This is a genomic window from Ralstonia psammae, from assembly GCF_958405935.1.
GTDB classification, from domain to species: domain Bacteria; phylum Pseudomonadota; class Gammaproteobacteria; order Burkholderiales; family Burkholderiaceae; genus Ralstonia; species Ralstonia psammae.
Window position 1 is genome coordinate 170,506 of sequence record NZ_CATZBU010000003.1, and the last position, 13,993, is coordinate 184,498.

Annotated in this window: 14 protein-coding genes and 1 pseudogene; 4 read left to right on the top strand and 11 right to left on the bottom strand. The window is 66.4% G+C overall.

All coding sequences use genetic code 11. From position 1 onward, the window contains the following. Nucleotides 1-4: 4 nt before the first annotated feature. The 11 genes and pseudogenes from R2N16_RS07515 to R2N16_RS07565 all read right to left on the bottom strand — a co-directional run bounded on the left by R2N16_RS07515 (nucleotide 5) and on the right by R2N16_RS07565 (nucleotide 10,298). Nucleotides 5-499, bottom strand: coding sequence for a hypothetical protein (locus R2N16_RS07515; RefSeq protein ID WP_316665011.1), 495 nt, complete (start codon nucleotides 497-499; stop codon nucleotides 5-7). After that, on the bottom strand, nucleotides 496-1,854 hold the full coding sequence (locus tag R2N16_RS07520; protein ID WP_316665012.1) for a FliI/YscN family ATPase: 1,359 nt from the start codon (nucleotides 1,852-1,854) through the stop codon (nucleotides 496-498). Before R2N16_RS07520 ends, R2N16_RS07515 begins: the two co-directional genes overlap by 4 nt. Further along, the gene (gene sctL, locus R2N16_RS07525; RefSeq protein WP_316665013.1) at nucleotides 1,851-2,456 is read right to left on the bottom strand and encodes a type III secretion system stator protein SctL; all 606 of its coding nucleotides are present in this window, start codon (nucleotides 2,454-2,456) and stop codon (nucleotides 1,851-1,853) included. The genes R2N16_RS07520 and sctL overlap by 4 nt, the downstream gene beginning before the upstream one ends. Further along, nucleotides 2,438-3,100, bottom strand: a complete 663-nt coding sequence (locus R2N16_RS07530) for a SctK family type III secretion system sorting platform protein (RefSeq protein ID WP_316665014.1) — start codon at nucleotides 3,098-3,100, stop codon at nucleotides 2,438-2,440. Before R2N16_RS07530 ends, sctL begins: the two co-directional genes overlap by 19 nt. Then, entirely contained in the window at nucleotides 3,097-3,864 is a 768-nt protein-coding gene (gene sctJ, locus R2N16_RS07535) for a type III secretion system inner membrane ring lipoprotein SctJ (protein WP_316665015.1), read from the bottom strand. The genes R2N16_RS07530 and sctJ overlap by 4 nt, the downstream gene beginning before the upstream one ends. A gap of 1 nt (nucleotide 3,865) precedes the next feature. Continuing rightward, the gene (locus R2N16_RS07540) at nucleotides 3,866-4,447 is read right to left on the bottom strand and encodes a hypothetical protein (protein WP_316665016.1); all 582 of its coding nucleotides are present in this window, start codon (nucleotides 4,445-4,447) and stop codon (nucleotides 3,866-3,868) included. Between the two features lie 63 nt (nucleotides 4,448-4,510). After that, nucleotides 4,511-4,717 (bottom strand): hypothetical protein, encoded by a 207-nt coding sequence (locus R2N16_RS07545; RefSeq protein WP_092971972.1) that lies wholly within the window; start codon nucleotides 4,715-4,717, stop codon nucleotides 4,511-4,513. Nucleotides 4,718-4,849: 132 nt separating this feature from the next. Further along, nucleotides 4,850-6,043: an FHA domain-containing protein gene (locus tag R2N16_RS07550; RefSeq protein WP_316665017.1), complete on the bottom strand. Its 1,194-nt coding sequence runs from the start codon at nucleotides 6,041-6,043 to the stop codon at nucleotides 4,850-4,852. Next, the gene (gene sctC, locus R2N16_RS07555; protein WP_428984100.1) at nucleotides 6,003-7,937 is read right to left on the bottom strand and encodes a type III secretion system outer membrane ring subunit SctC; all 1,935 of its coding nucleotides are present in this window, start codon (nucleotides 7,935-7,937) and stop codon (nucleotides 6,003-6,005) included. The genes R2N16_RS07550 and sctC overlap by 41 nt, the downstream gene beginning before the upstream one ends. Before the next feature lie 15 nt (nucleotides 7,938-7,952). After that, nucleotides 7,953-8,228 carry a type III secretion system export apparatus subunit SctS gene (gene sctS, locus R2N16_RS07560; protein ID WP_316665400.1) on the bottom strand — a complete coding sequence of 92 codons (276 nt, stop codon included), beginning with the start codon at nucleotides 8,226-8,228 and terminating at the stop codon, nucleotides 7,953-7,955. A gap of 35 nt (nucleotides 8,229-8,263) precedes the next feature. Next, nucleotides 8,264-10,298, bottom strand: a pseudogene (locus R2N16_RS07565) (FHIPEP family type III secretion protein). 248 nt (nucleotides 10,299-10,546) lie between these two features. Here R2N16_RS07565 and R2N16_RS07570 point away from each other — a divergent pair. Genes R2N16_RS07570 through R2N16_RS07585 form a run of 4 tightly spaced genes read left to right on the top strand, consistent with a single transcriptional unit; the run spans nucleotide 10,547 to nucleotide 13,971 of the window. Then, nucleotides 10,547-11,395 carry a helix-turn-helix transcriptional regulator gene (locus R2N16_RS07570; RefSeq protein ID WP_316665018.1) on the top strand — a complete coding sequence of 283 codons (849 nt, stop codon included), beginning with the start codon at nucleotides 10,547-10,549 and terminating at the stop codon, nucleotides 11,393-11,395. Beyond that, the gene (gene sctQ, locus R2N16_RS07575) at nucleotides 11,392-12,477 is read left to right on the top strand and encodes a type III secretion system cytoplasmic ring protein SctQ (RefSeq protein ID WP_316665019.1); all 1,086 of its coding nucleotides are present in this window, start codon (nucleotides 11,392-11,394) and stop codon (nucleotides 12,475-12,477) included. Before R2N16_RS07570 ends, sctQ begins: the two co-directional genes overlap by 4 nt. A 52-nt stretch (nucleotides 12,478-12,529) precedes the next feature. After that, on the top strand, nucleotides 12,530-13,189 hold the full coding sequence (sctR, locus tag R2N16_RS07580; protein ID WP_316665020.1) for a type III secretion system export apparatus subunit SctR: 660 nt from the start codon (nucleotides 12,530-12,532) through the stop codon (nucleotides 13,187-13,189). Nucleotides 13,190-13,200: 11 nt separating this feature from the next. Next, nucleotides 13,201-13,971 (top strand): lytic transglycosylase domain-containing protein, encoded by a 771-nt coding sequence (locus tag R2N16_RS07585; RefSeq protein ID WP_316665021.1) that lies wholly within the window; start codon nucleotides 13,201-13,203, stop codon nucleotides 13,969-13,971. Nucleotides 13,972-13,993: the final 22 nt, after the last annotated feature.

A 13,993-nucleotide genomic window follows, 5' to 3' on the forward strand; every position in this document is an offset into this window, starting at 1 on the left:
CGGCTCAGCCGGTGATCTTCTGGCTGACAAACTGGCGTGCGAGCTGCACTTCGAGCGCGGCGTCTTCTTCCTGCCATTGCGCCGTGCGGCGCTGGGCGGCCACCACGCGCTGCTCGGCGCGGTCAACGGCCTCGCACTTGGCGTTGGCGCGGGCCACATGCCGCTGTGCCCGTGCCTGAGCCATTTGTTCGGCCGCCAGCGCCTTGCCGGTGTGTGTGGATTCGACATGCGCCTCGACGATGGCACGATCCAGCGCCAGCCGCGCGGCATTGGCGCCGCATAGCAGCGCGACGGCACTGCGCGCGTCTTCACGCACGGCCTGTTCGATGGCCGCGTCGTGCGCGGATCGCGCCGATACCGTCTGCTGCAACCCCTGCTGTGCCGCGGCGTTCTGCGCGGCGGCCTGGGCCACCAGGGCGGCCTGCTTCTGGGCACGCGCCAGGGCACCGAGCTTGCGCGCCTCGCGCACGCGGGCGAGTTGACGCAGCACCTCGCTCATAGTGCCCCCACCACGGCTTCAAGGTCGGCCACGGTGCGCTCCAGCTTCACACGCGTATCGGAATCCTGCTCGAAAAAGCGCGCGAGTGCGGCATGGGCGCGCAATGCGGTGTCGCCCAGGGCGTCGCTGCCCTGGCGGTATTCGCCAATCTGCACGAGCAATTCGATCTCCTGGTATTTGGCCAGCAGCTCGCGCACGCGTTGTGCGGCGGCGCGGTGCGCGGGCGTGGTCACCTGCGGCATCACGCGGCTGATACTGGCCAGCAAGTCGATGGCCGGATAGCGCCCCGCCAGCGCCTGCTTGCGTGAGAGCACGATGTGGCCATCGACGATGGAGCGCACCTCTTCGGCAATCGGGTCGCTCTCTTCATCGCCCTCCACCAGCACGGTGTAGAAGGCGGTGATGACGCCATGCGCACCGGCGCCCGCGCGCTCCAGCAATTGCGGCAACACCGAAAACGTCGACGGCGGAAAACTGCGCCGCGTGGGCGGCTCGCCGCTGGCCAGCCCCACCTCGCGCTGCGCCCGCGCAAACCGCGTGAGCGAATCGACCAGCAGCAGCACGTTCTTGCCCCGATCGCGAAAGTACTCGGCGACGGCGGTGGCCACCAGTGCGCATTTCACGCGCTCCATGGCCGGGCGGTCGGACGTGGATACCACCAGCACCGTCTTGCGCCGTGTCGCCTCGGGCAGGCACAGCTCCAGGAATTCGCGCACTTCGCGCCCGCGCTCACCAATCAACGCGATGACGTTGACGTCGCTCTGCGCCCCGCGTGCAACCATGCCAAGCAGCGTGCTTTTGCCCACGCCCGACGGTGCGAAGATACCCAGCCGCTGGCCGATGCCCACCGTCAACATAGCGTCGATGGCGCGCACGCCGGTTGAAAGCGGCGCGTCGATGCGGCGGCGTGACAGCGGGCTGGGCGGCTCCGCATGCGTGGAAACACGCTCGTTGGTGAACAGCGGTCCGCCGTCATCCATGGGCGCGCCCAGGCCATCGAGCACGCGGCCAAGCAGCGCATCGCCCACACCAAAGCGGTGCGCGCTGCCGGATGGAATCACCTCCGTGGCCGCCGACAAGCCATGCACGCTGCCCAGCGGCGTCAACAAGGTGGACTGCCGCTCGAAACCGACGACTTCCGCATAGATGCTGCGTTCACCGGGCGTGCGCAATTCGCACACCTCGCCCAGCCGGGCCTGGATGCCCGATGCATTGAGCATGAGCCCCACCGCACGGTGAATGCGCCCACGCATCTGCACGCCGGCGGCCACGCTGTCGGCGCGCTCCAGCACGTCGCGCAGGCTACGCTCCAGATCCCCTGCGTCGATGATGTGGCTGACGGCGGGTTCGGTCATGTTTCGTCCCCGACCAATGCGGCGTGCAGCGCAGCCAGTTGCGTGTCGATGCCGGCTTCGAGCACGCCGGACGCGGTTTCCACGACCAACGCTTCTTCCGACAGGCTGGCGTCGGGCACCACACGCACTCGGCGGGTCCCGTCGGTCATGGTTTCCAGCACGCGCTCAAGATCCGCCACCTGCTGCGGGGCGATGCGCACCGTCAGCACGGGTTCGTGTTCAACCAGTGTTTCGATGCGCGCGAACGCCTTGGCATAGATGGCGTCGCGCGGCAGATCGGCCACCAGCTCGCGCACGGTGCGCGTGACGAGTTCGGCCATCAACTGCTTCATCGCAGCCAGCGCACGCGCGTTGGCCAGTGCATCGGCGTAGAGGCGCGTGGCGGCTTCGCGTTCGCCCTTCTCATAGCCTTCGTCGTAGCCGGCCTTGAGCTGTTGCTCGCGATGGGCCTTGGCCTCTTGCAGCAGACGCGCGCGCTCTTCCTGTGCGTTACCGAGGATGCTCGTGGCATCGAGCAGCGCGGCGTACTCGTGTTGCTTGAGCACCTTGCGCTCGCTCAGGATCTGCAGCTTGTCGGTGGTAATCAGAAAAGCCAGTCCCATGCCGGCACCTGTTCAGGAATCAAGCTCAGCCGCAACAGCTCGCCCAGTTCGGCACGTTGCGTGCGGCCCAGCAAATACGGCGGCCGATCGGCATCGGCCGCGTTGCGCGGAAACTTCAGCGCCAGCCGACGGATGACGGCCGGGCCGAACGGCACCAGGAAATCGGTCAGCAGCCGGCGCCCACGGGCACGCAGTGTTTCCACCGCCAGGCGCGGGTATTGACGCTGCGGCTGCAGGGTCTCGGCGACGGCCTCGAAGGCCGGCATGCGCTCCAACGCAAATGCCACCAGCGGGGCCCCGAAGGCCAGGTCGATCGCCTGACGCGTCTTGCGCGAGACCTCGCCCTCGCGCAGCCATTGGCGGTGCAGGCACAGGCCGCAGCACGCGGCCATGCGCTCCAGCGCGTCGGCAGGCAACAGGGCGATGCGCTTTTCCACGGCCGCAAAGTCGTAGTCCCATTCGCCGTGCAACCGATGGGCTTGCAGCAGCGCGCGCGCCAGCACGGCGCGGCCCGCTTCGCCATAGCGGGCGGGATCACGCAGCGCAAGCGGCCAATCCGCGGGCAGCCACGATGCGTCGATGTAGCGATCCGGCCGCAGGTTGAACGTTGCAACCAGCCCTGCCAGGCGCGCATCGGTGGTCATGACGCGCGCTCCGGCCCGCGTCCGCCCAAGTGGTCGAACACGCCGCGCCGCCATGCCACGAGACCGCTCACCACCAGTGCCGCGACGATCAGCAAGCCGAGCAACCACACGAGTGGGTTGCGCGTACTGAACGTGCCGAGCAACGCCGCGCCCTTTCGCACGTCCACCGGCACCGGCTGCGCGCCCTGCAAGAACAGCGATACGTTGTCGTAACTCAGCCCTTCAATGCTGTGCGCCACAAGGTCTTTCACCATCGGCGCCATGGCGGTGAGGTTCACGCCCGGCCGGTAGCGGATGTACACCGCGGCCGACGCAGGTTTGGTTTTTTCCGCCAGCGGATCGTTCTCGGGAATGACGACATGCACGTGCGCAAGCATCACGCCATCCACATCCAGCAGCGTGCGTGACAGCTCCTGCGATACGCCGTAGATATAGCGCACGCGCTCTTCAGCGGGCGTGGCCACGAGCCCCTGTTTCTGGAAGACCTGGCCGAGCGATGCCAGGCGCGGGCGCGGCAGGCCCTGCGCACGCAGCACTGCCAGCGATGGGCCCATGTCGGCCTGGTCGACGGTGAGCGTCCAGGTGCGTCCCTCCTGCCCCTGGCCGTCCTGCACGAGCTTCTGCCCGCTGATGCCGGCCGACGACAGCGCGGCCATCATCTCGTTGACCTCGACCTCCGACAGGCCGGTGTACAGCTCCTGCTCGCACCCGGCCAGGCCGAAGAGGCAGGCAAGCGCCATCAGCACACCCAGCAATCGGTTCATGTCAGCTTTCCTGGTTCTTCAGCAGCGAGTGGCTCACGCCGTTGGCGGCCTGCGCAAAGCTCATGTCCATCTGGTACTCGGCCAGCGTCATCGAGGCGAAGTAGCTGAAGTCGGCCAGCTTCACCATCGTCATGGTCACATCCATGTTGTCGAGCGAGTCGAGCATCTCCTGGCGCTTGCTGTTGATGCTGGTGTAGCGCTCGTTGAGGTCGTGGCCGTAGTCACGCCATTGGCCCATCGCACCGTCGGCTCCGGGCCCGCGCGTGAACGAGAACGACACATCCGGCACCGGCGATGGCGTTGCGTTGGAGGCCATCGGAATCGGCTGCGGCGGCAGCGTGGCCGGCTGCACCGTCGTGGTGGCAAGCGGCCGCATCATGCCGCCGAATTGCTGCGCGTCGGTGGGCGCAACGGCTTGCGTTGTGGGCGTACCGATGCCCTGCTCGACCTGCCCCGGGCCTTGGGCCGCATACGCGGCGGGGTTCACCTGCGCGGCCTGGCTGGCGCCGGCTGCACCGCCGGCTTGCGCCTGTGCGGCCTGACTCGCAGCAACGGCCGCAACCGCATTCGCTTCGATCGACATCGTGCCCTCCTGAATTCGGTGAAGCGGCGGCAGGCCGCGCCCGCCGCCGCTGGGGGTTGCGCGTCAGCTCGCGCGTGCGCCGTCGCGGACGGCACCGGCTGCCGAAGCCGCCGTGTTGCTCAGCGATTGGGCCGCGCCGATGATGCCGCTGGCTGCGGCGCCCTTGGCGGCGGCGGCCTGCACGGCCGTGGCGATCTTCAGCTGGTCTTCGCCGGACTGGTTGATGCTGCCGATGGCGCCGTCGACGCCGGTGGTGGGTGTACCTGCCATGGTGCTCTCCTGGATGTCAGTCAAAAGGGTCAAAAGGAACTACCAACTGCTTAGCGGTGGCAGCCGGCCTCGCATCTGCCGGCTGGCCCCGTACGACACACCCAGCGCGCGGGGAAAAGGGGACCCGCTGCGCTACGGTGTTTGCGGCTGGATCGGCCACGTGACCGATTGCCCGCCGCGGTCGAGCACCACACCATCTGAAGCGATGCTCTTCACCTGGAGGCCGCCCTTGAGCCGGGCGCCCTCGAAATACAACTGGCCATCGCGGGTCTGCACAAAGCGCGTGCCATCTTCGTCTTCGTACGTGCTCACGATGGCGGGCAGACCGTCTGCGCGCGGTGTTTCCGCCACGATGTTCGGGGGCGGCGGGCCATCCCACGCCACGCGGTCGACCACTTCGACGGCGGGCTTGGCGTCGCGCGCGTAGTTGCGGATGCGCTGCCACGCCTGCGCGCGATCGGCCGTGCCGCTCACCACGATGCGGCCATGTCCGTCGTAGGCCACGTTCAACGCTGCCGTGCCGCTTGTACCGCCCGCGCTGAAGTACTGCTGTGCGGCGGCCAGCAGGTCGCTCACCACATACACATCGCCGATCGACACATCGGACAACCCGCGCGCGCGGCTCAGCAGCGCCTGATGGTCGGCCTCGGTCTGCACGTAGCCGGAGACGCGCGATGTGCCGTCCGATGCCGGCGTCACCACAATCTCCGCTAGGTCCCCCAATGCATGACGCACCTGCGCCGCGCGTGCTGCAGGGTCTCGGCCCCAAAGCGACCAGCCGTCATGCCCGGCAAACGCCACCACGCCGCCGGCCAGCAGTACCGCGATCCACAGGCCGATGCCGGCGACCATCCACGTCCGCCCGCGCCCGGCCTTGGTCGACACGCGCGACAGCCACACCGCCGCTGCCAGAGGCAGCCACGACGGCACGCGCTGCGCGAGCACCGCGGCACCCGCGCCCTCCACCGCGGCGGCCGGCATGCGGATCGTCCCGACCTTCTCGATGCCGACGCGGATATCGCCCATGGCAATCACATCGCCCGGCACCACGCTGCGGCGCGTCTGGCCGAATGCCTGGCCGTTGAGCGTCGGCTCGGCGTCATCCAACCGCCGTGCAGACACCGCAATGCCGCCCACCTCGAACATCAATTCGCGCGCGGCGACGCTGCTGTCGGGCACGATGATGTCGCAGTTGGGCGCCGAGCCAACCACGTTGGCGCCCATCCGCAGCGGCATCGATCTGCCGTACAGCGGGCCGCTCAGGAAGCACAGCTTCCAGGGCGATTTATCCGCGTGCGGCGAGGGTTGTGTGGCTGGCTGGTTCATGCAATCGCGAAACAGGCGGCGTGGGCAAGGTGCCGACACTGGCCGGCGGCTGGTTGGGTGCCGGCGTGTTGGGCAACGGGCCCGGTTTCCAATCGGTCGCTCCCGGCACGGGCATGCCAACGCCCGGAATCGACACGGCAGGCACGTCGTTCGGGTTGGTGCTGGCGGCGGTCAGGACGCGCGGGGTCAGCAGATAGAAGCGTTCCATGTGCTGACCGGTCTTGTTGGTGTACTTGAACAGGTTGCCGATGAAGGGCACGTCCGACAGGAACGGAATGCCGGACTTGGTGTTGTTCAGGCTGTCAGAGTTGAAGCCGGCAATCAGCAGGCTCTTGCCCTCTTCGATCATCGCCTTGGTCACGATCGAGCGCTCCTGCACCACCGGCAGTTGCGAAACGCGGTCGTTCGTGAGGTTGCCGTCGTCAATGTCGATCGACATCATCACGCTCAGCTGCCCGGCCTCGTTGACGATGAGCGGCGTGACTTTCACGCTCGTGCCCGTCGTAATGCCATACAGCGATGCATCCTGAAAGCCCGACACCGGCACGTAGAAGTGGATGAGGTTTTCAAGAATGGCCTCGGTATTGTCCAGCGCCAGCACCTTGGGCTTGGCTTGCAGTTGCGCGTTGCCGCTCTGCGTGAGCGCGTTGATGCGTGCCAGCAGATAGTTGCGCAGGCTGCCGCCAATCGATGCGGTGAGCGCCATGCCGATCGGTGTTGTGGTGCCGGTCTGGCCGTCTTCGGTCGTGCCCACATTGAAGGTCAGCGGCGGGTTGTTGCCATTGCCGTATTGGAAATCGCCGTGCGTGGTGTGCAGGCGCCAGTCCACGCCCAGGCTGTCGAGCGAATCGGTGCTGATGTCGATGATCGTGAGGTTGATCTCCACCAGCCGCGGCTTGGTGTCGAGCGAGGCGATCAGGCGCTCGTACTGCGCCATATGCTCGGGCACGTCGCGGATGAGCACGGCGTTGATGCCGGCATCGGCCTCGATGCGCGGCAGGTCGGGCGGCGGGCCACCGCCCGATGCTGCGGGTGCTTGCGCGCCGTAGCCGGAATCGCCCTGCGCTCCGGCAAGCGGAATCTCGATGCGCGGCACGTTGATGCTGTCACCGGAGCTGAGCTTCATCTGCCGCGTCGGGCCAGTCAGCCGCATGGCGCGCGTAGGCGACATGCCTGGACTGCTGGCACCGGGGTTGGGTGCGCCCAGCAGACGACGCATCATGGTGGCAATGCCGGGGATCGTCACAGGCTTGCCGGACCGGTTGATCTCCACATCGCCCGCCCATGCGTACTTGAGCGGAAACGCGCGAATCTCGGCACGATCCATGCCGCGCGATGGGTCGGCGATCGACGCAATGGCCTGGCGCACCAGTTCCACATAGCGCTTCGGGCCCGACGCGTAGACTGTGTTTTCCTTGTCACTGACGACGAGCGGAAAGCGCTGATCGGTAATCTGCATGGCGCGCAGGATCTGCGCCAGCTCCGGGCCGCTTCCCTTCGGGATCGGGAAGACCTGCGTCTGTGAATCGTCCGCACGGTCCACGTAGATGAGCGAGCCGTCGTAGTACCACGTGAGCCCGTAGGTTGCGCACACGGTATTGAGTGTGCTGGCCGGCGGGCCCGAGAACTTGCCGTTGATGGTGCCTTCCACCTTCGGGTCGACCACCGCCGTCACCCCCTGGGATGCCGCCAGCTCGCGGATGAAATCGCCCACCTTCTTGCCTTCGGCCACCAGCGTGTACGACCGGTTGCGCCAGCGCAGCTCGGCCGCCTGCACCAGGGCGGCCGTCGTCAGCAGCCACAGGCACGCTGCTGATGCACTCCACTGCAGGAATCGATAGCGTTTGTTCACGCGTGTTCTCGCTCGGTTATGTTGTTGTTCGTTCGGCACCATCTCGCGATCCCCTCGCTAGAAAGGCGCCACACCGCCGTAAAACACCTGATCGAGTGCCATGCGGGCAAAACGCAGCACTTCGCGTCCGCCCCACCCCGCCAGCACCACGATGGTCACCATCACCGCAATCAACCGCACCGACAGGCCGATGCTCTGATCCTGGATCTGCGTCACTGCCTGCGCGATGGCAATCAGCAACGCCGACACCGTCGCCACCGCCACCACCGGCAACGAGACCAGCAGCACCAGCAGCAAGCCCTGGCGTGTGGTTTCGAGAATGGTGGCGCTCATGTTCATGGGCCCGTCTCCTTTTTCGTTCTGTGTGTTCAGGCGGGGTTGGTCACCCAGCCCACGGTGTTGAGTTCGATGGCTTCGTCGATCTCCTGGTACGACAGCACCGGCAGATCGCCAAACACCGGCTGCAGCATCGTCTTGACATAACGCCGGCAGTTGAGCGACACCATCACCGCCAGCGGGCGGCCGTGGCGGTCTTTCTCCAGCGGGCGTGTGCCGCCCAGGATCTTCACCACTTGATCGGTAATCGCCTGCTTGGCGTCCCGCGTGAGGCTCAGCACGCTGCCCTGCTTGGTATGCACGACGGCCTGCTCGATGCGCTCCTGCAAGGACTGCTCGAACAGCACCACGTCAAGCACGCGGCTGGTGCCGCAAAACTGCTCGGTGATCTGGCGGTGCAAGTCCACGCGTACCAGTTCCACGAGGCCGATCACGTCTTCCGGCTCTTTGGGCGACCACGTGATCAGGCTCTCGAAGATGGCCCGCAGGTTGCGGATGGACACGCCTTCCTGCACCAGACGGCGCAGCACTTCGGTAATGCGCTGCGGGGGTACCAGGCGCGTGAGTTCGGCCACCAGCTCGCCGTGTTCGCGGCGCATGATCTGGATCAGGTTTTGCGTTTCCTGAATGCCGATGAGCGAAGCGGCGTTGCGCTCGATGAGCGTTTCGACTTCGGCCGCCAGGCGGTCTTCAGCGGGTACGGCACTGTCCGAAATCGCATCGCGCTCCGGCAGCGTGCCTTCTGCGGCCAGCACGTCCTGCACGAGCAGCGCGTAACCGTGGGCCGGCAACGTCGGATCCCAGTTCAGTTGCACACGCGGGAACACCGCGCCGAGCCTGCGCTGCACACGCGATTTGGCTTCGGCCAGGCGGGTCTGCAGGGCAACGAGTTCGATCTTGCTGCGCAGGTCTTCCGACAGGCGCACGGCGATGGGCGCCGCAATGCCTTCTGCGGGCGAGCCTGCCTCCGGCTCGGCCAAGCGCCGCGCATCCGGGCCGAGCACAAGCAGGTCAAGCGGCGGCGCCTGCCGGCGCTGGCGCATGCGAAGGAAGGCGGTTGCCGCGGTACCGATGGCCAGCAGCAGAAACGACCACTTCGGAAACCCCGGCACCAGCAGGAAGGCCAGCAGCACACCGCTGGCCATCAGCATGCCGCGCGGATGGGCGGTGATCTGCGCCCCGATCTGCTGGCCGAGGTGGCGGGCTTCACGGTCCCGCGTCGCCACACGGGTGGTGACGATGCCGGCTGCAATCGACACCAGCAGCGACGGAATCTGCGAGGCCATGCCGTCGCCCACCGTCAGGATCGCGTAACGGTGCAGCGCATCGCCAATCGACATGCCGTGCATCAGCGCGCCCACGGCAATGCCGGCCAGGATGTTGATGACCGCGATGATGATGCCGGCAATGGCATCACCCTTGACGAACTTCATCGCGCCGTCCATGGCGCCGTGCAGTTGCGATTCCTGCTCCAGCGCTTCACGGCGGCGCTTGGCTTCGTCTGACGTGATGATGCCGGCGCGCAGATCGGCGTCGATGCTCATCTGCTTGCCGGGCATGGCATCGAGCGAGAACCGCGCGCCAACCTCCGCCACGCGCTCCGAGCCCTTGGCGATCACGATGAACTGCACCACCGCAATCACCAGGAACACCACGCCGCCCACCACGAAGTTGTTGCCGACCACCAGCTTGCCGAAGGTGTCGATTACGTGGCCCGCATTAGCCTGCAGCAGGATCAGCTTGCACGAGGCGATGTTCAGCGACAGCCGGAACAGCGTCGTAAAGAGCAGCACCGCCGGAAACGACGAAAACGCCAGCGCCGACGGCAGATAGATCGACACGCACAGCAACACGATGCTGGCCGCCAGGTTGAGCGAGATCAGCCCGTCCAACACCACGGTCGGCAACGGCAGCACGAAAAGCGCGACCACCGCCACCACAAACACGGCAATCGCGATGTCGTAGTTCACCAGCCGCGCCCAGCGCATGCCGGTGAGCGGAACGTCCAACGCTGCAGCAAGATTCCGAGGCTTTGCCATGGAGCGCCTTTGGGCTCGTTTGGGCCAGTTTGGGGACCAGTTGGGACGTTTGGGCCGTGGGCCCACGAGTGTCCGTAGAAGGCAGGCGCTGTCCAGCACCCGCTTCCCTTGCGGAAAGTGTAGAAGTGGGGGGCCTGTCCGCTCAACGCTGAAACTCGTAGTCGCGCGGCCAATCTCTGACGAAGTTTCGGGGTGGACTACGCTTTTCGGTAGTTCATTGCGGCGTGTGCACGCCACTACAGTGAGTGCATTCACTTGCCACGCGAGAGGCCACGGTTGACTGCTTCGAATGTGGGTGCCGGCGATGTCCGCGCGCCGATCCTGTTTGGCGAAGAACATATCGTGGTCGATGCGGAATCGATCCGCCTGGGCGCAATGGCGCGCGCCGACTCCTTCTCCGAAACCGCGCAGGATCTGCGGGCCGCGCACGGTGCGCAGGAACGGCAGTTGCTATTGCGCGCCGTCTTGCGCAGCATCGGCTTCGACTGGCTCTGCTACTACCGGCTGACACGCATTGGTGAATCGATTACGCGCGTGCTGTACTTCCGTGCGTATTCCCCGCCCAACTGGCCCAAGCGCTACGTCGACGAGCGCTACTTTGAAATCGACCCCCGCCTGGCCTTCGCGCTGCGCTACGAATGGCCCCTGGTGTGGGATCTGGCCGACCTGGGCGCCACGCTCACTGCGCCATCGGAGGCCGAGCGCCTGCACCGCCTGCTGCAAGACGCAGAACGCTCGGGCCTGCGCAGCGGCATCAGCTTTGGTGTGGTGAGCCCCCGCAGCCTGGAGCACAGCGTCATCTGCTTCGGATCGGGCAACAACGCCAAAGGCTGGATTGCCGACAACGTGGTCGGCCAAGCCTACGCCGTGGGGCTGGGCGTGCATGAATTTCTCATGCAGCACGCCAAGCCGTTGCATGAAGACGCACATGCGCGTGCGCTCACGCAGGTGCAGCGGCAGATTCTGGAATTCATCACCAGCGGTTTGTCGGACAAAGCGATTGCCGAGCAGCTCAACATGTCGCCGCACAACGTCGACTACCACCTGCGCCAGCTCAAGAAGAAGTACGGCGCGCAGAACCGCGTGCAGCTCGCCTACATGGCCGGGCGCATGTTCATGACATGAATACGCTGGACGCCCGCATGCTCTCGGCCGTGGACCCGGCATTGGCGCGTACGCTGTCGCGCCTGTATCTGGCGCGCGCGGCACTACCGTTTTCCGTCGGCGATAAGCCCTACGAGGCGCGTTGCGAAGCCCATGCCACTCAGGCGCTGGCGCAACCCTACCGATTCACGCTGGGCGACGCGCCGGGCTGGCTGCTGCTCGATGCCGCCACTGAACGCGCATGGCTGGCCGACGCCGCAGATGCGCATGTGCCGCAAGCCCTGCGCTGCGCGGTGCTGGCCGATGCGCTGGCGCCATTCACGCGCGCCATCGAACAACGCTGCGGACGCCCGCTTGCGTGGCTGCCAGACGCCGCATCGCCCGACATTCGGCTGGACCGGCCCGACGTACTGCAAATCATCGTCACCCGCCGCGATGCCGGATCAGCCGAAGATGGTGCCGCACCGTGGCAAGCGCGCGCCGGGCTGCTGTTCGACGCGCCACAGGTACTACCCGAACTGTGCCCCGCGGCACTGGCTGCAGAGCCGATTCCGCTGGTCGCCTTCATGGGTACGCAGGTGCCGCTGCGCTTCGAGCTGGGCGCCACCTTTCTGTCGCGCCGCGACTTTGCCGGCATTGCGCTGGGCGACATCGTGCGCATCGAAAAATGGCTGCCCGCCGGCGACGCGCTGCGCTGCGTGGCCCGCGTGCGGGGGCGGCTGCACCTGCATGTGTTCGGGCGGGTGCACGGCAGCCGCATCGTCGTGGAAAACGTGGAGGAAAAACCGATGACAACCGAGAGCCCAGCCACCGCCGCCGCATCCGGCACGGAGCCCACCGCACGCCCGCTTCCCACCGACAGCCTGGACGACATCGAGCTGGTCACCACCTTCGAGCTGGAAGAGCGGCGCATGTCATTGGCCGAACTGCGTGCGCTGCGGCCCGGCACGGTGATGGAGCTGGCGCAGCCGCTCAACCAGGCCGTCATCCGCATCCTCGCCAATGGCATGCCGGTGGGCGAAGGCCACCTGATAGCGGTCGGCAACCGGCTCGGCGTGCGCGTATCGCGCTTCATCGGTCAGGCGGCACCTGGGCAGGCATAACGCCCGGCTTCTCCCTCAACAAGACAACGCATCGACACACACGACACGCACCATGGGAAACCTGCCCAATCCCGTAGCGATGATTGCCGTAGTGGCGGCGCTGGGCATCGCGCCCTTTGCCGCGCTCATGGTCACGAGCTACACCAAGCTGGTGGTCGTGTTTGGCCTGCTGCGCTCGGCGCTGGGCATTCAGCAGGTGCCGCCCAATATCGTGCTCAACGGGATCGCGCTGATCCTGACGGTGTTCATCATGGCGCCGGTCGGCATGGAGATGGTCGACAACCTGCGCGGGCGCAACTTCAACCTGAGCAGCCAGATGAGCGTGGATGACGTGCTCGCCATCCTCGATGCAGCGCAGCCGCCGGTGAAGAAATTCCTGGAGGCCCATACGCTGGAATCGGAGCGCAACTTCTTCGTCAAATCCGCCACGAGCATCTGGCCCAAGGAGCGCGCCGCCGGCCTCAAGAACGACGACCTGACCGTGCTTGTGCCCAGCTTCACCCTCACCGAGCTGATCAAGGCGTTCCAGGTGGGCTTTGTGCTCTACATCATCTTCGTGGTGGTCGACCTGGTGGTGGCCAACCTGTTGCTCGCGCTCGGCATGCAGATGATTGCGCCGACGACCATCTCGGTGCCCTTCAAGCTGCTGCTGTTCGTGATGCTCGATGGCTGGTCGGTGCTGGTGCACGGGCTCGTGCTGTCGTATCGATAGAGGTGGCGGCCATGCGTGCCAGTGCCTTCATCCTTGCTGCCATGGCGCTTGCGACTTGCGTGGCAGCCACGTCTGCCGTGGCGGGGCCGCGCATTGATGCACGCGCCTTCGCCACGCTGGCCGCCACATGCGCACCGCGCGTTGACCGTCTCACGCTCGAGGCGCTGGTGCGCACGGAATCGGCCTACAACCCCTATGCGATTGGCGTGGTGGGCGGCCGGCTGGTGCGCCAGCCCGCCACGCTGGAAGAAGCCGTGGCGACGGCACGTTCACTGGAACGCCAGGGTTACAACTTCAGCGTCGGGCTCGGACAGGTCAACCGCTACAACCTCACCCGCTTTGGCGAGACCCTGGAGACCGCCTTCGACGCCTGCCGCAACCTGCGCGCAGGCGGCACCATCCTCGCCGAGTGCTTTGCGCGCTCATTGCCTCGCTATGGTGACCAGCAACAGGCGCTGCGCGCTGCGCTCTCGTGCTACTACAGCGGCAATTTCGAGACCGGCTTCCGCCATGGCTATGTGCAGAAGGTTGTCGCCAACGCCGGCGACGTTCCGGCCATCGTGCCCGATACAGCGCGTGGGCGGATCGAGCCGATTCCTGTTGTGCCCGCTGGCGGCGGTACGCCAGCCCCAAGAGCACCACGGCCGGCCTCAACATCTGCCCAGCCACGCGTGCTATCAGGCAGCGCATGCACGGGGCAAAACGGCCGGCAAGTGATGATCATTGCGTGCAATCGGGCCGACGGCACGTCGTGCCTGCGCTGCGTGGCGCTGCCGCGCTGAATGCTGCGCGGCACCTTCCACA